This window comes from Aeromonas sp. 601027 (genome assembly GCF_049174455.1).
Taxonomy (GTDB): Bacteria; Pseudomonadota; Gammaproteobacteria; order Enterobacterales; family Aeromonadaceae; genus Aeromonas; species Aeromonas veronii_A.
On sequence record NZ_JAAKTN010000001.1, the window covers coordinates 34,397 to 56,019 of the forward strand.

At 55.3% G+C, this 21,623-nt stretch carries 22 protein-coding genes and 1 riboswitch; of the genes, 17 read left to right on the plus strand and 5 right to left on the minus strand.

Annotation, left to right across the window (positions count from 1 at the left end):
• Nucleotides 1-2 precede the first annotated feature (2 nt).
• Entirely contained in the window at nucleotides 3-1,202 is a 1,200-nt protein-coding gene (locus G5193_RS00150) for an HD-GYP domain-containing protein (protein ID WP_421204654.1), read from the minus strand.
• A 168-nt stretch (nucleotides 1,203-1,370) separates the two neighbouring features.
• On the opposite strand from G5193_RS00150, the gene rsuA reads away from it, so the two are divergent.
• A complete protein-coding gene (rsuA, locus tag G5193_RS00155) occupies nucleotides 1,371-2,063 on the plus strand; it encodes a 16S rRNA pseudouridine(516) synthase RsuA (protein ID WP_108542280.1) in 693 nt (230 codons plus the stop codon).
• A 19-nt stretch (nucleotides 2,064-2,082) separates the two neighbouring features.
• Here rsuA and G5193_RS00160 read toward each other — a convergent pair whose 3' ends face one another.
• Entirely contained in the window at nucleotides 2,083-2,982 is a 900-nt protein-coding gene (locus G5193_RS00160) for a DMT family transporter (RefSeq protein WP_421204655.1), read from the minus strand.
• Between the two features lie 156 nt (nucleotides 2,983-3,138).
• Here G5193_RS00160 and G5193_RS00165 point away from each other — a divergent pair, with 156 nt between their 5' ends.
• Together G5193_RS00165 and yfcE are read left to right on the plus strand one after the other, a co-directional pair.
• Nucleotides 3,139-4,776: a peptide ABC transporter substrate-binding protein gene (locus G5193_RS00165; RefSeq protein ID WP_421204656.1), complete on the plus strand. Its 1,638-nt coding sequence runs from the start codon at nucleotides 3,139-3,141 to the stop codon at nucleotides 4,774-4,776.
• Between the two features lie 10 nt (nucleotides 4,777-4,786).
• Entirely contained in the window at nucleotides 4,787-5,329 is a 543-nt protein-coding gene (gene yfcE, locus G5193_RS00170) for a phosphodiesterase (protein WP_227340840.1), read from the plus strand.
• 36 nt (nucleotides 5,330-5,365) lie between these two features.
• Here the strand turns inward: yfcE and G5193_RS00175 are convergent, their stop codons facing one another.
• The 3 genes from G5193_RS00175 to flgA form a co-directional block, all read right to left on the minus strand.
• A complete protein-coding gene (locus G5193_RS00175; RefSeq protein ID WP_040066163.1) occupies nucleotides 5,366-5,782 on the minus strand; it encodes a flagella synthesis protein FlgN in 417 nt (138 codons plus the stop codon).
• Entirely contained in the window at nucleotides 5,779-6,099 is a 321-nt protein-coding gene (gene flgM / locus G5193_RS00180; RefSeq protein ID WP_005344518.1) for a flagellar biosynthesis anti-sigma factor FlgM, read from the minus strand. Before flgM ends, G5193_RS00175 begins: the two co-directional genes overlap by 4 nt.
• A 93-nt stretch (nucleotides 6,100-6,192) precedes the next feature.
• Entirely contained in the window at nucleotides 6,193-6,876 is a 684-nt protein-coding gene (gene flgA / locus G5193_RS00185) for a flagellar basal body P-ring formation chaperone FlgA (RefSeq protein WP_421204980.1), read from the minus strand.
• A gap of 144 nt (nucleotides 6,877-7,020) precedes the next feature.
• Between flgA and G5193_RS00190 the strand changes: the two genes are divergently transcribed.
• The 14 genes from G5193_RS00190 to mgtE all read left to right on the plus strand — a co-directional run bounded on the left by G5193_RS00190 (nucleotide 7,021) and on the right by mgtE (nucleotide 21,607).
• Nucleotides 7,021-7,932, plus strand: coding sequence for a chemotaxis protein CheV (locus tag G5193_RS00190; RefSeq protein ID WP_005344523.1), 912 nt, complete (start codon nucleotides 7,021-7,023; stop codon nucleotides 7,930-7,932).
• A 19-nt stretch (nucleotides 7,933-7,951) separates the two neighbouring features.
• Entirely contained in the window at nucleotides 7,952-8,776 is an 825-nt protein-coding gene (locus tag G5193_RS00195; RefSeq protein ID WP_005344525.1) for a CheR family methyltransferase, read from the plus strand.
• Nucleotides 8,777-9,038: 262 nt separating this feature from the next.
• Nucleotides 9,039-9,437, plus strand: a complete 399-nt coding sequence (gene flgB, locus G5193_RS00200) for a flagellar basal body rod protein FlgB (protein ID WP_005344526.1) — start codon at nucleotides 9,039-9,041, stop codon at nucleotides 9,435-9,437.
• Nucleotides 9,437-9,856, plus strand: a complete 420-nt coding sequence (gene flgC, locus G5193_RS00205; RefSeq protein WP_005344527.1) for a flagellar basal body rod protein FlgC — start codon at nucleotides 9,437-9,439, stop codon at nucleotides 9,854-9,856. The genes flgB and flgC overlap by 1 nt, the downstream gene beginning before the upstream one ends.
• Before the next feature lie 15 nt (nucleotides 9,857-9,871).
• Nucleotides 9,872-10,612, plus strand: a complete 741-nt coding sequence (locus G5193_RS00210; RefSeq protein ID WP_216954111.1) for a flagellar hook assembly protein FlgD — start codon at nucleotides 9,872-9,874, stop codon at nucleotides 10,610-10,612.
• Between the two features lie 10 nt (nucleotides 10,613-10,622).
• Nucleotides 10,623-11,981 carry a flagellar hook protein FlgE gene (gene flgE, locus G5193_RS00215; RefSeq protein ID WP_227340839.1) on the plus strand — a complete coding sequence of 453 codons (1,359 nt, stop codon included), beginning with the start codon at nucleotides 10,623-10,625 and terminating at the stop codon, nucleotides 11,979-11,981.
• A 137-nt stretch (nucleotides 11,982-12,118) separates the two neighbouring features.
• Nucleotides 12,119-12,865, plus strand: coding sequence for a flagellar basal-body rod protein FlgF (flgF, locus tag G5193_RS00220; RefSeq protein ID WP_005344530.1), 747 nt, complete (start codon nucleotides 12,119-12,121; stop codon nucleotides 12,863-12,865).
• A 14-nt stretch (nucleotides 12,866-12,879) separates the two neighbouring features.
• Nucleotides 12,880-13,668, plus strand: a complete 789-nt coding sequence (flgG, locus tag G5193_RS00225) for a flagellar basal-body rod protein FlgG (RefSeq protein WP_216954109.1) — start codon at nucleotides 12,880-12,882, stop codon at nucleotides 13,666-13,668.
• Between the two features lie 14 nt (nucleotides 13,669-13,682).
• Nucleotides 13,683-14,354, plus strand: a complete 672-nt coding sequence (gene flgH / locus G5193_RS00230) for a flagellar basal body L-ring protein FlgH (RefSeq protein ID WP_216954403.1) — start codon at nucleotides 13,683-13,685, stop codon at nucleotides 14,352-14,354.
• Between the two features lie 8 nt (nucleotides 14,355-14,362).
• Nucleotides 14,363-15,460: a flagellar basal body P-ring protein FlgI gene (locus tag G5193_RS00235; protein ID WP_421204657.1), complete on the plus strand. Its 1,098-nt coding sequence runs from the start codon at nucleotides 14,363-14,365 to the stop codon at nucleotides 15,458-15,460.
• A 43-nt stretch (nucleotides 15,461-15,503) separates the two neighbouring features.
• On the plus strand, nucleotides 15,504-16,577 hold the full coding sequence (gene flgJ / locus G5193_RS00240; protein ID WP_421204658.1) for a flagellar assembly peptidoglycan hydrolase FlgJ: 1,074 nt from the start codon (nucleotides 15,504-15,506) through the stop codon (nucleotides 16,575-16,577).
• 3 nt (nucleotides 16,578-16,580) lie between these two features.
• On the plus strand, nucleotides 16,581-18,584 hold the full coding sequence (locus tag G5193_RS00245) for a FlgK family flagellar hook-associated protein (protein WP_421204659.1): 2,004 nt from the start codon (nucleotides 16,581-16,583) through the stop codon (nucleotides 18,582-18,584).
• Between the two features lie 4 nt (nucleotides 18,585-18,588).
• Nucleotides 18,589-19,797 (plus strand): flagellar hook-associated protein FlgL, encoded by a 1,209-nt coding sequence (gene flgL, locus G5193_RS00250; protein WP_216954104.1) that lies wholly within the window; start codon nucleotides 18,589-18,591, stop codon nucleotides 19,795-19,797.
• Between the two features lie 176 nt (nucleotides 19,798-19,973).
• A riboswitch (M-box (ykoK) riboswitch) is annotated at nucleotides 19,974-20,143 on the plus strand.
• Between the two features lie 120 nt (nucleotides 20,144-20,263).
• Nucleotides 20,264-21,607, plus strand: a complete 1,344-nt coding sequence (mgtE, locus tag G5193_RS00255) for a magnesium transporter (RefSeq protein ID WP_421204981.1) — start codon at nucleotides 20,264-20,266, stop codon at nucleotides 21,605-21,607.
• Nucleotides 21,608-21,623 lie beyond the last annotated feature (16 nt).

A 21,623-nucleotide genomic window follows, 5' to 3' on the forward strand; every position in this document is an offset into this window, starting at 1 on the left:
AGTTAGAAGAAGTTGGTGAGGTTGATGCCAAACTCTTTGGGGTCGACCGTGCACTCGATGCTCTCCTTCACACTCGATCTGGCCAGATCCAGCCACTGCACATCGAGGTAGTGGCGCTGGGAAGCGTGATAGATCACCTTGACCACCGGCTTGAGCGGCTGCTGCTCGTTGCGCTGCATCACGATGGCCAACCGCTGGTTTGAAAGCTGTACCAGCGTTCCCACCGGATAGACCCCCATGCACTTGATGAACTTGGTGACCAGTTCGGCATCGAAGTGCTGGTTGACTCCCTTTAGCAGAATGCGAAAGGCCTGGGTGGGTTGCATGCCAGCCTTGTAGACTCTGTCGGCAGTTACTGCGTCATAGACATCGACAATACCGCTCATGCGGGTATAGAGGGAGAGTTCATCCCCTTTGAGCCTTAGTGGGTAGCCAGTACCATCGAGCCGCTCGTGGTGGTTGGCGGCTACTTCCAGCATGGTTGGGGTGATGCCGGGGGTATTGCGGAGAATGTCGTAGCTATGCACCACATGCTGGCGCATGATGGCAAACTCCTCGTCGGTCAGCTTGCCCGGTTTGTTGAGCACCTCGTCCGGCGTCATGATCTTGCCCACGTCGTGCAACAGCCCTCCCAGAGTCAACTCCTTGAGCACGCTGCGCTCCAGCCCCAGATAACGGCCGAAGTTGGCCAGCAGGATGGCCACGTTCATGGAGTGCTCCATCAGATAGGCATCCTTGGCACGAATACGGGCCAGGCAGAGCATGGCATCGCCATGGGTGAACATGGTGTCCACCATCTCCTCGGCGACTTCGGCGAGCGGGGTGATGTTGATGGGTTCACCCGCCTTGAGCTGACGAATGAACTTGCCTTGCAGCTCGCGCGCCTCCTGATAGAGGCGGCGGATCTTCAGCTCCCGCCCTTCGCCGTTGGCCCCGACCCGGCGTCCTGCCTGAGCACTGTTGGCATTGAGGTCAGGGGAGGTGATGGCGTCACTCTCGGTACTGCCCAGCTTGCTGCGGGCCAGATCGATGCGTACCGTGAGCACCCCCTGACGCACCAGATTGGCAATTTGCGCCACACTGGTCACCATGCCCATCCGGGCAATCTCCATCCCACCTGTCTGGCTGGCGATAGCAATGACATACATGCCGGGTTTCAGCTGGTTGACGGGAATGACGGGGTAGGATGCTTGAGACTTCATGAGGGCTTCCTGACTTTTATTATTATGAGTATCGTTCGGATGGGTCACACCGGAGAAGTGTAACATCGGATGACCAGTTCGTCATAATTGGCAACCCCTTAACAGTGGCGTTGTCGCCCCCGCCCGATATAATGACGCCCCTTTACTTGTTGGACTCCGAGGTTGTGAATGCGGCTTGATAAATTTCTGTGCGATTGTTCCGATTTGACCCGCTCGCTGGCAGGCAAACTGATCCGTCAGGGCGAGGTCATGGTGGATGGTATTGTGGTCAAGCAGCCCGCCTTTCATATCAATGAGCAGAGCCAGATCGAGTTTGACGGCGTGCTGCTGACGCTGGAGCAGCGCAACCGCTATTTCATGCTGCACAAGCCGGAAGGGTATGTCTGCTCCAACGAGGATCCGGATCACCCGACAGTCTTCTTCCTGATGGATGAACCGGCGATGGGCAAGCTGCACGTAGTGGGTCGCCTCGACCTCGATACCACGGGTCTGGTGCTGGTGACCGATGACGGTCAATGGTCCCACCGCATCACCTCGCCGCGCCACGAGTGTGCCAAGACCTATCACGTCTGGCTGGCCGATCCGGTGAGCCCGGATGCAATCGAGCTGTTCGCCGAAGGGGTCTACCTGCGTAACGAGACCGATAAAACCCGTCCTGCCCAGCTGGAAATTCTCGGCGAGTGCGAGGCCCGCCTGACCATCCACGAAGGCAAGTACCATCAGGTCAAGCGGATGTTTGCCTCCATCGGCAACAAGGTCGTTGGCTTGCATCGCGAGCGGGTGGGCGGTTTGACGCTGGATGAAGATCTGGCACCCGGTGAATACCGCGAGCTGACCGCTGAGGAGATTGCCCTGTTCTGATCAGGGGGGGGGCCGGGTGTCAGTGAGTGCTGAAACCCAGCACCAGTGCGGTGCCCAGGGTGGCAATCAGTGCCCCCGCCCAGGCGGCAACGGATGGCCGCTCCCCCGAGTGCCACCACAACAGCGGCAGCAGCAGTACCGGCGTGGTGGAGGAGAGAATGGCCACCATGCCCACCTCGCCCTGCCGCAGCGCCATCAGGATCAGCGTCATCCCCAGTCCCATCGCCAGAAAACCGTTGGTGGCAATCATGGCGAGGATCTGGCGATTGACCGGTTTGAGCGGCATGGCCAGTGGCAAACGCCCCAGCCGAAGGACGCAGTGGGCCAGCAGGGCACTGCCCATCCGGATACCCGATGCACTCACCGCATCCACCTCACCACTCATCATCACCGGCTTGGCGATGATGGCTCCCACGCTTTGACACAGTGCTGCCGTCAGGCCAAGGACAATTCCCAGCGCCAGATTGCCACGGATCTGCTCCCACTCGTTGCTGCTACTGCGTCTGCCAAACAGAATCGCCAGCATCACGCCGGCAAAGACCAGCACGGCCCCCAGCAGTCGCCAGCCTGTCAGCTGTTCATTAAAGAGCCAGAGCCCAAGCAGGGCGGAAAACAGCGCATGGCAGGAGAAGAGCAGGGCACTGCGTCTTGGCCCCAGCCGATTCATGCAGGCAAACAGCGCGGTATCGCCCACGAAGATACCGACCAGCCCCGAGATGGCGAGCAGGGGCAGGGCGCTTGCGGTGAGGGTTTGCCAGCCACCGGTGAGCAGACTCATGGTGCCGAGCATCAGGCTGACCAGAAACATGCGCCAGCGGCTGTAGGCAAATGCGCCGAGATGACGGGCCGGTTTGACCGAAATTAGCGCTGCAACTGCCCATAAACTGGCCGACGCGAGGGCCAGCCACTCATAACCCATAAAAACTCCTGAAAAAATTAACCCGAAAGACTCCATCTCCCGGGCAAGCCCGATACAATACGGGGCGTTTTCGGGGATAACAAGAGCGGCATCAGGCATTCATCAGGCGCGCCGCCGGCCTTCCCCTCCTGCAGTGGTTTTATTCGAGGTTTTGTCATGAGGTATGGTTTCTTCCCCAAGCTGGCGCAACGCTGGCTCTCCCCGCTATTGCTTGCCGTGCTGGCAGGGCCCTTGGCCCATGCCACCACCGTTGAGCAGCAGCCTCTGCTTGCCGAACGGCAAACCCTGGTCAAGGGCAACGGTGCCGAGCCGGAGTCACTGGATCCGGCGCTGGTGCGATCCGGTTTTCCGGGGGAGGCCGTGCTGGTCGATCTGTTTGAAGGGCTGGTCAGCGAAGATGGTCAGGGGCATATCGTTCCTGCTCAGGCACAGCGCTGGGAGGTCAGTGAAGATGGGCTGGAGTGGCGATTTTTCCTGCGCCCCCAACTGAAGTGGTCCAATGGCGAGCCGCTGGTGGCCGCTGATTTCGTCTATGCCTGGCGCCGTCTGCTCGATCCGGCCATCAACTCCCCTTCTGCCGGATTGCTGTTGGCCATGGGGATCAACAATGCGCAATCCATCTATGCCGGCGCACTGGAGCTCGACAATCTTGGCATTGAGGCGCAAAGCGATCAGATCCTGAAAGTCACCCTGGAGCGGCCGGTTCCTTATTTTTTGCAGCTAATAAGTCAGCGTCCCTTTGTACCGGTCAATCGGCAGGTGATAGCCCAGTTTGGCAAACAGTGGACCGAGCCCGGCAAGCTGGTGAGCAATGGGGCGTATCGTTTGGCTAGTTGGGTGCCTAACGAGAGACTCGAAGCCGAACGCAATATCCACTACTGGGACGATCGCCACACTCGCATCGGGCGAGTCACCTGCCTGCCGATCACCTCGCAACATGCGGAGCGGCTGCGTTATGAGGCCGGTGAAATCCAGCTGACCAACAAGGTCTCCCTCGGCTATTACCAGAAGATGAAGCGCGGATCCCCGGAGCGGCTCTGGGGCTTGCCGCTGTTTGGTACCTATCTCTATGCATTCAATTTGAAACGCCCGGAACTGCAGGATGTGCGGGTGCGTCAGGCGCTCTCCATGGCGATTGATCGACTGCAGCTCATTGAATCGGTGAGCGGGCAGGGTGAACAGGCGGCATGGTCGCTGTTGCCGGAGATGCCAGGTTACCCCCGGGTGGTATTGCCTGTCGCGCTTGAAGATATGCCGACCCGTCAGGCCAAAGCGGCTGCACTGCTGTCAGCGGCCGGGTATAACAGCGCTAATCCACTCAAGCTGAGCATTACCTACAACAGTGCCGACACCCACAAGCAGATGGCAATGGCCATTGCTGCCATGTGGCAGAAGCTGGGGGTACAGGTCACCCTCAACAGTCTGGAGTGGGGCACCTATCAGGTGGCCAAGGATAGCGGTGATTTCCAGGTGGCCAGAAGTTTCCTGTTTGGCGATTACGTGGAGCCGTCAGCCATATTGGGCAGCTTCCGTTGTCAGGATCTGCGCAACGAGAGCGGCTACTGCAATCCCGATTTTGATCTGCTGCTGGAGCAGGCTGCCAATACGCTGGACAGTGCGAGTCGGGTTGAATTGTACCGGCATGCCGAACAGTTGCTGCTTGAAGAGGCGCCGATCCTCCCCGTGTATCATTACAATCAGATGAGACTGGTTGACCCCACCCTGCGGGGACTGCCCAGCCAGAATTTGAAAGGGACGATTGCCACCAAGGATCTCTATTTCAGCCCGCAGTGAGGAGCATTTCATGAAACTTGCCATCATTTCCGACATCCACGGCAGCATCATTGCGCTGGAGCGGGTGTTGACCCGACTTGACTCCTGGCAGCCGGATCACTATCTGCTGCTCGGCGATCTGCTCAACCATGGCCCGCGTAATCCTCTGCCGGAAGGGTATAACCCGGCGGCAGTGGCTGACAGGCTCAACGAGCTTGCGCCACAGATCATCGCGGTGCGGGGCAATTGCGATTCCGAAGTGGATCAGATGCTGTTGCGCTTTCCCATCACCGCCCCCTACAACCAGTTGCTGATCGATGAGCGGCGCTGGTTTGTCAGCCACGGTCATCTTTATCGCCCGGACGAGGTACAGCTACCGGCGGGTAGTCTGTTCCTGAGCGGCCACACCCATGTACCTGTGCTGGAGTGGCAGGGGGAACGGATATTGATGAACCCGGGGTCAATCTGTTTCCCGCGCGGCGAGCTGCCAGCCAGTTATGGAAGCTATGAGGATGGGGTACTGCGCGTCAACGCGTGTGAGGATGGGCGGGAGTTGTTGCGCCTCGCGCTTTAAAACGGAGAGCAAAAATGCAAGGCCTGATAAGAGATGTCAGGCCTTGATACCGTAGGAGCGGGTGCCAGAGCGAGTATTGCCTTTGGCGTCATAGGTCAGGCTGTTGCGATCACGCAACTGACTCAGAAAGGTTGCCAGACGACGGTTGGAGACGATGCTCAATTCAAGCAAGCGACCGTTGATATCATTTTGTGCCTGGCAGGCATCCAGTTTTGCACGAAGCTGCGCCATCTCGTCGGGATAGGCTGCCAGCTGCAGTGCCAGTTCCGGCATCTCTGCCAGTGTCTTGTCCAGAGTTTCTATCGCAGCAAGCAACTGCTGTTTGCGCTCGGTCAGTGCAGGCAGGGCCAGTGCCTGATGCTGCTCGAGCAAGCTGAACTCCTCTTCCAGAATGCCTTGCATCTGGCTGAGGTAATCATCTTGGGTGTGCAGTAACGAAGGTAAGTCCATCATCCCAGAACTTTGTCCAGATTGGCCTCGAAACTGAACATCTTCTTGGCTACAGCGTCGCTGTTAACCTGATATTCGCCACTCGCGACGGCTTTTTTCAGTCGTTCAACCTTGCTCTCGTTGCCGGTTGAGGCGGTATTGAGGTTCTGTTGCATTTTTTGCAATTGTTGCGCCTCACTGGTCAAGGAGACGGAGTCCAGCTTGACAGTGGTCGCTTTGTTTTCGGGCGATGAGGTGACTGACTTGCTGCCTGTCCCTTGGCTATTAGCGGTATTTTGCAACCGATTATTCGCCAAGTTGTTGATATTGTTGATGGCCATTTTAGTTACCTTCGTCTGCTTTAAGGTTTGCTTACCTGTTTATCGGTGCGGCAGCTCAAAACTTTAGAAAAAAAATTGTTCAGGCTCCGGATATCAAAAAGTGACCGATGCGGCACCGACTGCTGTGACTTTACCTTCCACCGTTTTGCCGGAGCGAATATTGACGAGTTTGATGATCTCTCCGAAACTGCCATCTTGCAAGGCTCGGGCCATGGTTTTGATCTGGAAGTTGCTGTTTTCGGCTGTCAGGGTGACCTGATCCCCTTTACATATCACGCAAACCTGGCTCAAGCGGATGGGCTGTCCCGGTTTGATCTCCCGCTTGCTGCGTACCCCAATCAGAGGGGCCGGGTTGGTCAGATAGTCACCACGGATCAGGGTTTGATCCTGAAACGCCACTACCAGCTTGCTTTCATTCAGCAGATCCCCTTTGGTAATGGGGTCGGTGACAGTAACAAAGGGTTTTTGAATACTGACCCTTACCGGTAAGTAGACATCCCAGGGTTTTTCTTCCTCACACTTCATGTAAACAGTTGTATTACGACGAATTTCCATTTTTGCTGGCAAGCTGATGGTCAACAGATCATCGCAACGGGTTAGCGGGAGTCTCTCATCAAGGGTCGCGGCAGTGACCTCTGCTCTGGCATCCAGCGGCAGATCGAGTTGACCATAAACGAACTCTTGTGCCTGCTCTCTCAGATAGGTTGTGACATCCGAGGCATGGCTCGAGGATATGCTGCCAAAAAAGAGGCTGATGAGTAAAAGTCGGTTAATCATTTTCGCTCGTCGGTCGATAAGTTGTTCACGCATATCACCATATTTAACTATGATTGCTTCAGAATCTGTTTGTTGTCACATCGATAGTCTGACGCAATCCATCACGCATGCATGATTAATGCCAAGCGTTTTTAGGGAGTGTTTATGGCCAGTATCCTGGACTCGGTCAACCAACGTACCCAGCTAGTGGGGCAAAACCGGCTGGAATTGTTGTTGTTTCGTCTCAATGGACGTCAAAGATTTGGCATCAACGTATTCAAAGTGCGTGAAGTGTTGCAGTGCCCCCCCTTGACCGTGATGCCCAAGTTGAACTCCTGTATTCGCGGAGTGGCTCATATTCGTGGCCAGACTATCTCGGTCATCGATCTCAGCATGGCAATGGGCAAGCGCCCCATTGAAGATTTGAGCAAGTGCTTCATTATCATCTCCGAGTACAACCGCTCCATTCAGGGTTTTTTGGTGCACTCGGTCGAGCGCATCATCAATATGAACTGGGAATCTATCCTTCCTCCCCCCAAGGGGGCTGGTCGCATCAACTATATGACGGCGGTTACCGAGGTTGATGGCGAGTTGGTCGAGATCCTCGACGTTGAACGTATTCTCAACGAAATATCTCCGGTTTCTACTGAGGTCAGCCAGGAGCTGGTGGAGGCCAGTGTCGAGCATCCGACCTTGGGACGTCCCGTATTGGTTGCTGACGACTCTTCGGTTGCGCGCAAACAGGTACAGCGTGCGCTGGAGGCGATCGGAGTTGAATGCGTGCTGGCAAAAGATGGCCGCGAAGCATTGAACATGCTGCTGGAGATGACCAAAAATGGCCCTATCAAGGATCAGATTGCGCTGGTGATTTCCGATATCGAAATGCCCGAGATGGATGGCTATACATTCACTGCCGAGATCCGGAATAATCCCAATCTCAAAGATTTGCATGTTATTCTGCATACCTCGCTCAGTGGTGTATTTAACCAGGCTATGGTGCAAAAAGTTGGTGCAAACAACTTTATTGCCAAGTTCCAGCCTGATGAATTGGCCAAAGCCGTACAAAACGCACTCTAATTTAAAGAAGAACAGCTGCATGAAGACACTTTCGGATGACTTATACAAACAGTTCAGCAACTTTCTTGCGGTTCAGAGCGGGATCGTGCTGGGTGATAACAAACAGTATCTGGTGAAGAGCCGTCTTTCACCTTTGATGGCACAGTTTGGCATCGAGAGTCTGTCTGAACTGGTCACCCGTGCAATGAGTGTACGAGAGCGTGACCTGAAAATGGCGGTTGTTGATGCGATGACCACTAACGAGACCCTCTGGTTTCGTGATACATATCCGTTCCAGCTGCTGACCGACAAGATTTTTCCTGAATTGGGCAAAAGTGGTCGCCCTGTCAAGATTTGGTCTGCTGCCTCATCTTCGGGACAGGAGCCATATTCTATCGCCATGACGGCGCTGGAGCAGCAGATGAAGAAGCCGGGTACCTTGCCCGGTGGAGTGCAGATTGTCGGGACAGACATATCGACTACCATGCTGAATCAGTGCAAGGAAGGGGTATATGACAGTCTGGCTTTGGCACGCGGATTGTCGCCAGAGCGCAAGAAGATGTTTTTTGAGCCCTATGGTGACAACAAAATGCGGGTGGTAGAGCGAGTCAGAAAATTGACCACCTTCCGGCCGCTCAATCTGCTGGAGAGTTATAGTCTGCTCGGTAAATTTGACATCATTTTTTGCCGTAACGTGCTTATCTACTTTGCACCGGAAGTGAAGTCAAAAATCCTCAACCAGTTTGCATCCAGCCTCAATCCTGGTGGATACCTGATGCTGGGAGCGTCGGAATCGCTGGCGGGTTTGACTGACCGATTCGAGATGATTCGGTGCAATCCCGGAATTGTTTACAAGGTCAAATAACGTTGCAGCCCATGGTATTCAATGAGTTGTGATTGGTGACATTGTTTATAAGAGAAGGAGGCACAGTGCCTCCTTCTCTCTTTATGGCTCCATTCTTATAGCTCCATTCGTGATGGCATTGCGCCATGTTCCTATCTATCGCGCAGCAGATCCTTGCACTCCGTCTAAAGGCTTTCATAGCTAGGCTCGACAACCTGGCAACATTTTGAAAATCGTCTGGCACATCTCTTGCAAGCAAAATATACCAAGCAGGAGGTGTGCTATGGCTTTTTCATTCGACAAGGCATTTGGTATCCATCAATACACGCTGGGTGTTCGCGCCAAGCGTGCCGAGGTGTTGTCCAGCAATATTGCCAATGCGGACACGCCAGGTTTTAAAGCAAGGGATATCAACTTTGCACAGGCATTGCAGGATGCCCAGCATAAACAGGGTTTTGGCCTGGTAACAACCAGTGAAAAGCACTTTGCCTTGAATATGGATGCCCCCGGTACTGTTCAATACCGCAATCCGTTGCAGCCTGATACGGGTGATGGCAACACGGTGGATGTGCAGCAGGAGCGGAGCGAGTTCTTGCGCAACAGTCTGGAGTACCAAACCTCCCTGGAATTTATGAATCGCAAGATCAGTGGCCTGCTTAAAGCCCTGAAAGGAGAGCAGTGATGAGTTTGTTCAAGGTCTTTGATATTGCCGGCTCGGCCATGAGTGCGCAGTCCGTGCGTCTCAATACGGTTGCCAGCAATATGGCCAACGCGGACAGCGTAAGCTCCAGCGTGGAAAACACTTACCACGCAAGGCGGCCAATTTTTGCCGCTCAGCTCGATCAGGCCATGTCAGATAAGCAGGGATCGGTCGGCGTTGAGGTGAAGGGCATTGTCGAGAGCAAGGCTCCACTGCTCAAGGAGTACAACCCTAACCACCCGATGGCGGACAAGGATGGCTTTATCTTCAAACCGAACGTCAACATGGTTGAAGAGATGGCTGACATGATCAATGCCTCGCGCAGCTACCAGACCAATGTACAGGTTGCAGATTCGGCCAAGAAGATGCTGCAGCAGACGCTCCAGCTTGGCAAATCCTGATAGGAGGGATGCAACATGGTCGACACCACAAACAGTGTGAACGGCATTGGCCGTACCACGACCCAGACCACAGGCACCACAACGACGCCGAAGAAAGAGCTGGATCAGGCTTCGTTTATGAAACTGCTGACCATGCAACTATCATATCAGGATCCCTTCAAGCCGGTGGACAATGCCCAGATGCTCTCCCAGATGGCTTCCATGTCTACCTCGGAGGGGATCAGCAGTCTGTCTACCCAGATGGGCAAGCTCAATGAGCAGATGATCTCCAGCCAGGCTCTGCAAGCATCTTCTCTGGTTGGCCAGAATGTACTCTTGCCCAGCAATGTGGGCTATCTGGACAAGGAGGGCCCTGTTTCCGGTGTCGTTCAGGTTGGCACGACCAATCAATACGCGGGTGTCAAGATTATCGTTGAAGACGAGGCGGGTCAGGTCATCAAGGAATTTAGCCTGGAAGGAGAACAGAAGGGCAATGTGGAGATCGCCTGGGATGGCACTGACAAGGCGGGCAACCGGGTCAAGCCAGGCAAATACGTGATCAAGGCCAGTGGCAGTGTGGATGGCAAGGCAGAAACTATTCCCACATACGCTTATGGCAAGGTCGACAGCGTTGCCCTGGGGAATGCAACAAATCCCACAATGCTTAATTTGAAGGGACTGGGGAGCACCCTGCTGAGTTCCGTCCTGCAAATATCAGGCACCAATCCAAACCAGACGGCTACTCCGTCAAAAACCACGTCGACAGCATCGATCTAAGGAGCTGGATATGTCATTTAACAATGCCTTGAGCGGTGTCAACGCGGCACAAAAAGACTTGAACGTCACCGCTAACAACATTGCGAACGTCAATACAATGGGCTTTAAAGAGTCCCGTGCCGAGTTTGCGGATGTCTACGCCAACTCCATCTTTGTCAATGCCAAGACTCAGGTCGGTAACGGTGTGGCGACCGGTGCTGTTGCCCAGCAGTTCCATCAGGGTGCGCTGCAATTTACCAATAACGCACTGGATTTGGCCATTCAGGGGAACGGCTTCTTTGTCACCTCTGATGGTTTGACCAACCTGGATCGCACCTACACCCGTGCCGGTGCATTCAAGCTCAATGAAAACAGCTATATGGTCAACAATCAGGGCCACTATCTGCAAGGCTACGAGATCAACGCCGATGGCACACCCAAGGCGGTCAGTATCAATGCGACCAAGCCGATCCAGATCCCTGATCGGGCGGGTGAGCCGATCAAAACCAGCAAGATTGATGCAAGTTTCAACTTGCCTTCCACCGCATCGCCCCTGCCTGCAGGTAATGGTGCGGGGGATGCCTCCACCTTTGACCCTAAGGATTCCAAAACCTACTCCTCATCCACCTCAGTGGTGATTTATGACTCGCTCGGTGAACCTCACACTATCACCCAGTATTTTGTCAAAGAGGCAGATCCAACAGACCTGACCAAGCCAGCCAGCCCGACAGCTTGGCGCATGTATCTCTATCAAGGTGACAAGCCGGTCGATATCGTTGGAGGGGTGACGCCAACAATGGCCACAGGGTTGAATCCTGCACCTGCCGGTGCCCGAATTACCTTTGGTGCCGATGGTAAAATGATTACTCCGACCACACCGGCAAACATCCAAACGGAGCAGTTGGGTGCAGCAGGAGCGGGGATTATTACCAATGGTGCGGATCCTACCCAGCAGGTAGATATCACTTTCGGCACTGTGACCCAATATGCCTCACCGTTTGAAGTCAACAAGTTGTCACAGGATGGTTCCACTGTCGGCCGTTTGACCAAGGTCGAGATCACGCCGGATGGGATTGTCTCTGCAACCTACAGCAATGCCACCACCATCAAGGTAGCCATGGTGGCCATGGCCAAATTTGCCAACTCGCAAGGGCTGACCCAGGTGGGTGATACTTCCTGGCGGCAATCCCTGCTCTCCGGCGATGCTTTGCCGGGAACGCCCAATTCAGGCACCTTCGGTACCATCAAATCGTCGGCGCTGGAGCAATCCAACGTAGATTTGACCTCCGAACTGGTTGATCTGATCACTGCCCAGCGTAACTTCCAGGCGAACTCCCGATCTCTGGAGGTCAACAGTTCGCTGCAGCAGACCATCTTGCAGATCCGTTAATTCCTCTCAGGCGACGGGGCACCTTGGGTGCCCCGTTTTTTTATCGTTCTCTACTGTCGAATGGCGTGGCATTCCCCTTCTGTTGGCATCCAAATTGCAGTTCTGCTGTCAGAGTCATCTGTTTGACGGAGAATCCCATGGATCACCTGCTTTATATCGCCATGTCCGGGGCCAAAGAGAACATGAACAGCCTGGCTGTTCGCGGTAATAACCTCGCCAATGCCAATACCACCGGCTTTAAATCCGATTTCGAGCAGGCCCGCAGCATGCAGGCCTTTGGTGAGGGGCTGCCCAGTCGGGTATTTGCCATGACGGAACGTCCCGGCCAAAACCTGCAGCATGGCATGTTGATGACCACGGGGAGGGATCTTGACGTGGCGGTGGATGGTCCCGGCTGGATTGCGGTGCAAGATCCGAAGGGGGGGGAGGCCTATACCCGTATGGGAAATCTGCAGGTCAATGCGACTGGCAACCTGCAGACCTCTACCGGCTTGAACGTCGTGGATGACGGTGGTCAACCCATCGTGCTGCCAATGCCGATGGAGAAGCTGGAGATTAACCGGGATGGCACCATCAGTGGCCGTCCTGAAGGGGCCGCCGCGAATTTGTCGGAAGATTTTCAGCGGATCAAACTGGTTAACCCGGCCGCCGATGCGGTAGAGAAGGGCCAGGATGGGCTTTTTCGGCGCAAAGATGGCCAGAATGAGCCTGCCTCTGCCAACGTTGGCCTGATCGCCGGCTCCCTGGAGGGGAGCAATGTCAATGTGGTGGATGAGATGACCAACCTGATCCGGTTACAACGACAGTTTGAAACCCAGGTCAAGATGATGAAAACGGCCGAAGAGAATGACGAGGCCCAAACCCAGTTGCTGCGTATCAGCTAATCAAGGAGTTACCTATGAATCCTGCACTCTGGATCAGCAAGACCGGGTTGGATGCTCAGCAGACCAATATTTCGGTCACCTCGAACAACCTGGCGAACGCCAGCACCGTTGGTTTCAAGAAATCGCGGGCCATTTTCGAGGATCTGCTCTATCAAAACATCAATCAGCCCGGCGGCCGTTCGTCGGCGGATACCGAGTTGCCCTCCGGCTTAATGCTTGGCGCGGGCGCCAAGGTGGTGGCTACCCAGAAAAACCACAGTCAGGGCAACGTACAGACTACGGATAATTCGCTGGATCTGATGATCAGTGGCCGTGGCTACTTTGAAATTCAACTGCCCGACGGCAGCCTGGCCTATACCCGGAATGGGCAATTCACCCTTAACAGTGAAGGCACCATAGTGACGCCGGGTAACGGTTATCCCCTGCAGCCAGAAATCCAGATCCCGGAAAATGCCCAGAGTGTCACTGTCGGCACTGATGGTCAGGTCTCGGTACAGTTGAAGGGAGATGGTGCTTCTCAAGTGGTCGGACAGATCACCCTGTCAGACTTTGTCAATGCCAGTGGTCTGCAGCCGATGGGTGAGAACATGTTTCTGGAAACCCAGTCCAGCGGTGCAGCCATTCAGGGAACTGCCGGGGCGGATGGCATGGGGGTCTTGAAGCAAGGGATGCTGGAAAGCTCAAACGTTAACGTCACCGAAGAGCTGGTGAATCTGATCCAGGCTCAGCGGGTCTACGAGATGAACTCTAAAGTCCTCTCTGCGGTGGATGGCATGATGTCCTTCCTGATCCAGCGGACCTAATGGGGAGAGCCATGATGAAAAGCGTATGGATGCTGGGGTTGCTGGTGTTGGGGGGGTGTAGCAGTACTCCCAATACACCCAGGCCTGATGACCCCGAGTTTTCCCCCGTATACGGGGAGTCGGAGCCAGTCTCGGTGAGACCGACGGGTGCAATTTTTCAGCCGGATCAGGTTAATGGCATCTATTCGGATATCAAGGCGCACAAGGTGGGTGACATCATCACCATCGAGCTGGCCGAGTCCACTTCCGCCTCGAAGAAGGCAAATACCCAGAGTGGCAAGGATAACAAGTTCAATCTGGATCCGGTGACGCTGGGGGGCGTGCCTGTCACTGCCAGCCCCTATGATCTCTCCGCATCCATCGCTCAAAACAGTGCCTTCAAGGGGCAGGCCAAGGCGGATCAGAGCAACAGCCTGCAGGGCAATATTTCGGTCAGTGTGGCCAAGGTACTGCCCAATGGCAATCTGCTGGTACGGGGCGAGAAGTGGATCATGCTCAACAATGGCAATGAGTATATCCGTATCACAGGTCTGATTAGACCGGAGGATGTCACCTCGGATAACAGCGTGTCATCCCAGAAAGTGGCGAATGCCCGTATCTACTATGGTGGTACCGGCGATCTTGCCAATACCCAGGAACAGGGATGGCTTACCAGCTTTTTCAATGGTCCCTGGTGGCCGCTCTAGGAGATGTTATGAAGTCACTCCATTTGGTTACTCTGCTCTGCTGTCTGCTGCCTTTGGGGATGGCTAATGCCGCCCGGATAAAGGACATCAGCTCAGTAGAGGGGGTGCGTAGCAACCAGTTGATCGGCTACGGTCTGGTCGTGGGTCTACCCGGTACCGGCGAGAAGAACAACGCCTTTACCGAACAGACCTTCCGCACCATGCTCAACAACTTTGGTATCAAGGTACCGGACAACATCAAACCCAAGATCAAGGATGTGGCGCCGGTGGCAATCCATGCGGATTTGCCGCCGTTTGCCAAGCCGGGCCAGACCATAGACGTCACTGTTTCTGCCATCGGTGAGGCCAAGAGCCTGCGCGGTGGTACGCTGCTGCAGAGTTTCCTGAAAGGGCTGGATGGGCGGGTCTATGCGGTCGCGCAGGGCAGCCTAGTGGTCGGCGGGTTGGGGGCCGAGGGGGCTGATGGCTCCAAGGTGGTGGTCAATACTCCGACCGTCGGCCGCATTGCCAATGGTGCCACCGTAGAGCGAGAGGTGCCCAATGCCTTCAGCCAGGGTGACACCATCACCTTCAATCTCAATCGCCCCGATTTTACCACCGCGCGTCGGTTGGCCGATGTGGTCAACGATCTGGTGGGGCCCAATACTGCGCAGGCACTCGATGCCACTTCGGTCAAGGTTTATGCCCCACGAGATCCGGGTCAACGGGTCTCCTATCTGGCGACCATCGAGAACCTGGAGGTGGATCCGGCCAACGAGGCGGCCAAGATCATCGTCAACTCCCGCACCGGCACCATCGTTATCGGCAGTCAGGTGAAGCTCAAACCGGCGGCCATCAGCCACGGAGGCCTGACGGTGACCATAGCCGAAAACCAGCAGGTTTCTCAACCCAACCCGCTGGCGGGGGGCGAGACCACGGTCACCAACAACTCGACCATCAATGTCCAGCAGGAGCCCGGGCGGATGTTCAAGTTTGATACCGGTGCGACTCTGGACGATCTGGTCCGAGCGGTCAATCAGGTCGGGGTCGCCCCCGGTGATTTGATGGCTATCCTTGAGGCGCTGCAGCAGGCAGGTGCCATCGAGGGGCAACTGGTCATATTGTAACTGGCGGCAAGTGATTGCCACGGGTGGCAATGAGGTAAGCAAAATGGCGGAGTTTGACACCAACAGCGGCATGAATCTCGGGGTGGTGCAGGATATCAAGAACCTGGACCGTCTGCGCCAGATGAGCCACAGCAAAGAGGGGCAGGCCGAGGCACTGCAGGGGGCTGCGCGCCAGTTCGAGTCAATCTTTACCCAGATGTTGTTTCAGAGCATGCGTCAGGCCAACGGGGTGTTGACTCAGGACAACCCGATGAACAGCAGCTATACCCAGTTCTATGAAGGGATGCTGGATGAACAGCGAGTGGCAGACATGTCCAGCAAGGGGGGGCTTGGATTGGCTGACATGGTTGCCAGGCAGCTCTCACCGGCGACATTTGTCCATCAGGATGGCCGGGTGCTCAAGATGCCGCAACGGACGGAACGGGTCTATAAACCCTACGAGCCACCCAAGGCGGCTGCTACTGATTTGATCTCGGCATCAAAAGTTGGCAAAGATTTTGCTGAAAAAGAGATGACCGAGGGGGTCAAGGAGAGCCACGCACTCACTATGCCCCGTCGACCGCACCGCAGCATTCCGCCCATGGGACGCATGGCCAGCGAAGAGGGCAGTGCCGCCAGTAGTGGGGGCAAAGAGTTCGATACGCCGGAAGAGTTCGTTCATCGCCTGATGCCGCTGGCCAAGAAAGCGGCCGACAAGTTGGGGTTAAGCCCGGCGGTACTGGTCGCTCAGGCGGCACTGGAGAGCGGCTGGGGCAAACGGGTGATCAAGGATGGTGAAGGGCAGATGACCCATAACCTGTTTGGCATCAAGGCCGATCCTCGCTGGGAAGGGCCCAAGGCGGTAGTCAGCACCCTGGAATATGAAGAGGGTGTGGCGTCCCGCCAGAAAGCGGCGTTTCGTTCCTATGGCTCGTTTGAAGAGAGCTTCAACGACTATGTGGACTTTCTCACCTCCGGTTCCCGCTACAAGGGGGCCCTGGCCAGAGTGGACAGTCCGGATCGCTACTTCGAGGCGCTGCAACAGGCGGGTTATGCCACCGACCCGCACTATGCCAGAAAACTGAAACAGGTATTGCGCAGTGATGCCATTGCCCGATACAACGAGATGGAGCTGTAACATATGGCAAGCGATCTGCTTGGAATTGGTACATCGGGCGTGCTGGCACAGCAGCGCCTGCTGCAGAGCACCAGTAACAATATCGTAAACGTCAATAGCCAGGGCTATGTGCGTGAGCGTACGCTGGTGTTTACCAATGCCATCGGTCTTGGCACCGGTGACATCAGGACCGAGCGGGTAATCAACAGCTATATGCAGGGAGAAGTGCGTCGCGATACCTCTGCCTTTTACGCATCCCTGACTCATTACGAGCAGCTGGCCGGCGTGGATCGCCTGCTGGGAGACAGCAGCAATAGCGTAGGGGAGACCATCACCTCTTATTTCAAGTCCTTTCATTCGGCAAATGAATCACCCGCCGAGATCGGTGGCCGCAAGGTAGTGATGACGGAGCTGAGCGGTATGGTGAACCGCTTTCACACACTCTCGGCCCAGCTCGACAAGCAGAGCGATACCCTCAACACCCGTATTGAAGATGAGACCAAGCAGGTCAACAGTCTGCTCACCAGCATCAATGATCTCAACCAGGCGATCATCCGTACTCAGGGGTCTCCCGAAGAGAACCTGATGCTGTTTGATCAGCGTGACGAGGCGATCAGGCAGCTCTCCGAGAAGATGGATATCCGTACCGTAACCCAGGCTAACGGCAGCGTATTGGTCAATATGAGCACTGGTCATTCGCTGATCCTGGATGGGGGCGTTGCCCAGTTCAAGGTGGTGGCGGGCGATCCCGATTCCCGTGATCAGGAGTTGCAGCTGACTCTTGGCGACAATCAGGCTCTCATCGATCACGATACCTTCGGGGGGGCCATGGGAGGGCTGTTCAAGGCGCGTACCGACCTGGAGCCGACCAAGCGTGAACTGGGCCAGCTGGCCATTGCAATGGCGGATGCCATGAACCAGCAAAACCGTCTCGGGATGGATCTGGACAACGAGTTGGGCAGCGATATTTTCACCCTGCCAACCAGCAAGGGATTGCCTTATGGCGACAACACAGGGTCGGTCGGAGCGAATGTCAGCTTTGTACCTGGCAAAGGAAGCTCTGTAACCCCCTTCGACTATGAAGTGCGCTTTAGCAGTGCGACCGGATATGAAGTGTTCTCGCTGGACAAATCTGGTAATCGCACCTCTGTGGCGACGGGCACCACGCCGCCAGCAACGTTTGAACTGGCTGGCCACGGGATCTCGATCGATCTCACCGGTACGCCAGCGGCAGGAGACAAGCTGCTGCTGCAACCAACCAAGGGGGCTGCTGCCGGGCTGGCTCAGCAGATCAACCGGCCGGAAGACCTGGCCTTGGCTGCACCTCTCAAAGTACAGAAAACTACCAACAACATCGGCAGTGCAGACATCAAGCTCGATGGCATCTTCAATACCGGAACGGGTTCCGGTTTTGGTACCAACAGCCTGGATCCCGCCGCTCCCCAGATCGTCAAGATCGGCAATAACGGCAATTATGAGGTGTATGCCGGTGATGGCACTACCTTGATCGGTGTCGCGCCGGCAGCCAGCAAAGGGCAGAATTTGATGGCCTCGATAGTAAACCCCTTTCCGGGTGGGCCTGCGGTCTACAGCAACCCGAAACAGAGCCCGGGCTACGAGTTCAGCATTACCGGCACGGTAGAACAAACCGACAGCTTCCAGCTTAGTTACAACACCAATGGTTTTGCTGATAACAGCAATGGTCTGGCAATGGCTGAGTTGCAGAACAAGGATCTGGTACGCAAAAGCACCAATGGTGGTACCACCAACGACAAGATGACCTTTAACCAGGCTTACTCCGGGTTGGTGATGGAAGTGGGTAACAATACCAGTCAGGCAAAAACCCTGCTCAAGGCTAATGAATCCAAGCTGATCCAGAGTACCGGGATCTACGAGAGCGTCTCCGGGGTCAATCTGGAGGAGGAAGCGGCCAATCTGATCCGTTTCCAGCAATCTTACGCGGCATCCGCGCAGGTGGTCAGTACGGCCAAAACCATCTTCGATACACTGCTTTCGTCCGTGAGGTAACGTCATGCGCATCACTACAAACATGATCTACGATCGGAATCTTTACTCACTCACAAATACCAACGAGCGACTGGACAAGGCCTATCAGCAGCTGCAAACCGGCAACAAGTTTCAGAGTGCCGGTGAGGATCCGGCAGGCATGAGCCAGAAGATGGCGCTGACCAAAGAGATTGAACTGTTTAAACAGTACGGGGTGAATGGCAGTCTGCTGCAGAACAGTCTGGGGCATGAAGAGACAGTATTGGACTCTCTCAATACTGCGATGCTCAGTGCTCAGACCCTGATCCAGAAATCCAATAATGGTGCCATTAGCCTGGATGACCGAAAGGCCATTGCCAGCGAACTGGAAGGGTTGCAGCAGCAAATGTTTGACCTGATGAACAGCAAGAACTCATCGGGTGAATTTATTTTCGGGGGCAATCAGAGCAAGACCCAGCCCTATGTGAAAGATGCCAACGGTAAATACATTTATCAGGGAGATCCTGGCCAGCGAAATATTCAGGTATCGCCCACAGTGCAAATTGCTGCCAATGACTCCGGACAAGATCTGTTTGAAATCGTAGCAACCAGAAGAACCGCCAGTGCCACCAGTGCGAATATCAAGGTCGGGGTCGGGGATCAGGGGGATTTTGATAATTTCTATAAATCCAGTTACGACCCGGCACTGCCCAGCAACACCTACACAGTCTCCACCACAATTGGCCCGCCCGATACCTATGATATCAAGGATGCGGGTGGCAATACCCTGCAGACAGGTAATTACACTCCCGGTACCAAAATACCGTTCAATGGTCTCGAACTGACACTGGATCAGCCTGCAGGTGGTGCAGCACAGCAGTTTGCTCTCAATCCTCCTAAGAATGACAACGTGTTGAACGGGATGTCAGACTTCATTACGGCTCTGCGTGATCCCAATATTTCAGCCGAGAGTTTTGAGCAAAAAGTGGCCGATGCCACCGTTCATATGAAAAATGCCCGTTTGAACATTGATCATGGGCTGGGTGAACTGGGTGGCCGGATGAACAGTCTGGAGCAGGTGATGGGTTCCAACGAGGGGTTGAGCACCCTCAATGCCGAGGCGAGAGCCAAGGTGTCGGAAGCCGATCTCTATGAGGTAATTTCAGCACTGTCAAAAGAGGATGCGGCATTGAGTGCCTCGCAGCTCTCGTTCAGCAAAATAAGTCGTCTGACGCTATTTGACTATATTCGCTAAGAAAAGGCCCCTATGGGGCCTTTTTGCTATGCATCCCCGGCAGAGTTCCCCTGATATGTTCCGACAATTGTAACAAGCTGTTGCCATACCCTGTTTCCTGGTTGAGGCGGGGTTGACCTCCCTGTGGGATTGGATAATCATGCCGCCCGCACAACAGAGGGTTGTGCATATTATTTGCAGCATCTCGTTAGGCGAGGCTCCTGTATAAACACAGGCCACTGATCTCACGACGTCCAGAGACGCCCAAGATCAGGACAGTTTTCATCGGATTAAGGTGTAAACCCAAGTGGCTTCCGGCATGCCGGATACGTTATGCAGTGCTAAAGCTGGTACGTGGGGATGATGACACGCCGAACGGCGTCATTTCCTGCCTATTACTCGTCAATCAAATTGCTGTTTTCTTTCAGACAGCGAACGGTCTCCGCTCGCGCTCAGGCTTGCCTGAAATCACATGAGGCTCTTTGTGATGAAGAAAACACACACCATTCTCAACCGTCATCAACTGCTCGATCTCGCCAGCCTGCAAGGCTGGCTGGAACACAATCTGGATCCGGTTCAGCGCGCCGATCAGCTGCTGACCCTGCGTCCGGAAGAGCTCAACTGCATCTTTGACACCTTGCCTGCGTCAGAAGGGGCAGAACTGATCGCTTCTCTCTCCGCAGAGAGTGCCGGTCGCCTTTTGCTGCGGCTCCATGGCAGCATCGTCAGCGTGTTGCAGGAGGCTATTCCCCGTCGCGAAATGGTGGCTATCCTGCGCAAACTGAGTCGTCAGGATCGCACCATGTTGCTGGCTCGCTTCCCGACCCAGGCGCAGGCCATCTACTACTCACTGCTGGATTGGCCGCCTGAGTCCGTCGGGGCCAATATGCGCCACGAGTATCTGGCAGTGAGCGAACAGGATTCCGTCGGCAAGGCCAAGCAGCTGATCCACGATGCCTGGGACAATGCCCAGCTGTTCCGCCACATCTATGTGGTCAACGTGGATGGCCGTCTACAGGGGAGTATCTCGCTCAAGAGCTTGCTGATTGCTGACCCCGAGGCCAGTGTCGCTAACCTGATGGACCGAGAGACGGTGCGGATCAACGCTCGGGCTGATCAGGAGCTGGCGGCGCGCCTGCTGATCGACCGCGACCTGTCGGTATTGCCGGTCGAGGATCAGGGACGACTGGTCGGTATTTTCCACGTCGATGATGCCGCCGACATCCTGGAGCTTGAATCTACCGAGGATGCCGAGATGCAGGGTGGCTCATCACCGCTCGATACCCCTTACTTGCAGGCGACCCCCTGGCAGTTGTGGCGCAAACGGGTGGGCTGGCTGCTCATCCTGTTTGTGGCAGAAGCCTACACCGGCACCGTGCTGCGGGCATTCGAGGAGCAGCTGGAAGCCGCCATCGCGCTGGCCTTCTTTATCCCCTTGCTGATCGGTACTGGTGGTAACAGCGGCACCCAGATCACCACCACAATAGTACGTGCCATGGCGGTCGGGGAGGTGAGTCTGCGCAATCTCGGCACAGTGCTGAAAAAGGAGCTCTCCACCGGTCTGCTCATCTCGGGGGCCATTGCCATGGCGGCCTGGGTGCGGGCATGGAGTCTTGGCGTCGGTCCCCAGATTGGTATGGTGGTGACTTTTACCATCATCGCCATCGTGCTCTGGAGTGCCACGGTCGCATCCATTATTCCCATGGTGCTGCGTCGTTTCCGCATCGATCCGGCGGTGGTCTCTGCGCCATTCATCGCGACGCTGGTGGATGGTACCGGCCTTATCATCTACTTCGAGATGGCCAAGTGGTTGTTGCCCGAGTTGCAGTAACCGGGAGATTGAGATG

Coding starts and splice junctions, on each gene's coding strand:
- G5193_RS00150 (WP_421204654.1), bottom strand. CDS start 1,202: ATGAAGTCTCAAGCATCCTACCCCGTCATTCCCGTCAACCAGCTGAAA.
- rsuA (WP_108542280.1), top strand. CDS start 1,371: ATGCGGCTTGATAAATTTCTGTGCGATTGTTCCGATTTGACCCGCTCG.
- G5193_RS00160 (WP_421204655.1), bottom strand. CDS start 2,982: ATGGGTTATGAGTGGCTGGCCCTCGCGTCGGCCAGTTTATGGGCAGTT.
- G5193_RS00165 (WP_421204656.1), top strand. CDS start 3,139: ATGAGGTATGGTTTCTTCCCCAAGCTGGCGCAACGCTGGCTCTCCCCG.
- yfcE (WP_227340840.1), top strand. CDS start 4,787: ATGAAACTTGCCATCATTTCCGACATCCACGGCAGCATCATTGCGCTG.
- G5193_RS00175 (WP_040066163.1), bottom strand. CDS start 5,782: ATGATGGACTTACCTTCGTTACTGCACACCCAAGATGATTACCTCAGC.
- flgM (WP_005344518.1), bottom strand. CDS start 6,099: ATGGCCATCAACAATATCAACAACTTGGCGAATAATCGGTTGCAAAAT.
- flgA (WP_421204980.1), bottom strand. CDS start 6,876: ATGATTAACCGACTTTTACTCATCAGCCTCTTTTTTGGCAGCATATCC.
- G5193_RS00190 (WP_005344523.1), top strand. CDS start 7,021: ATGGCCAGTATCCTGGACTCGGTCAACCAACGTACCCAGCTAGTGGGG.
- G5193_RS00195 (WP_005344525.1), top strand. CDS start 7,952: ATGAAGACACTTTCGGATGACTTATACAAACAGTTCAGCAACTTTCTT.
- flgB (WP_005344526.1), top strand. CDS start 9,039: ATGGCTTTTTCATTCGACAAGGCATTTGGTATCCATCAATACACGCTG.
- flgC (WP_005344527.1), top strand. CDS start 9,437: ATGAGTTTGTTCAAGGTCTTTGATATTGCCGGCTCGGCCATGAGTGCG.
- G5193_RS00210 (WP_216954111.1), top strand. CDS start 9,872: ATGGTCGACACCACAAACAGTGTGAACGGCATTGGCCGTACCACGACC.
- flgE (WP_227340839.1), top strand. CDS start 10,623: ATGTCATTTAACAATGCCTTGAGCGGTGTCAACGCGGCACAAAAAGAC.
- flgF (WP_005344530.1), top strand. CDS start 12,119: ATGGATCACCTGCTTTATATCGCCATGTCCGGGGCCAAAGAGAACATG.
- flgG (WP_216954109.1), top strand. CDS start 12,880: ATGAATCCTGCACTCTGGATCAGCAAGACCGGGTTGGATGCTCAGCAG.
- flgH (WP_216954403.1), top strand. CDS start 13,683: ATGAAAAGCGTATGGATGCTGGGGTTGCTGGTGTTGGGGGGGTGTAGC.
- G5193_RS00235 (WP_421204657.1), top strand. CDS start 14,363: ATGAAGTCACTCCATTTGGTTACTCTGCTCTGCTGTCTGCTGCCTTTG.
- flgJ (WP_421204658.1), top strand. CDS start 15,504: ATGGCGGAGTTTGACACCAACAGCGGCATGAATCTCGGGGTGGTGCAG.
- G5193_RS00245 (WP_421204659.1), top strand. CDS start 16,581: ATGGCAAGCGATCTGCTTGGAATTGGTACATCGGGCGTGCTGGCACAG.
- flgL (WP_216954104.1), top strand. CDS start 18,589: ATGCGCATCACTACAAACATGATCTACGATCGGAATCTTTACTCACTC.
- mgtE (WP_421204981.1), top strand. CDS start 20,264: ATGAAGAAAACACACACCATTCTCAACCGTCATCAACTGCTCGATCTC.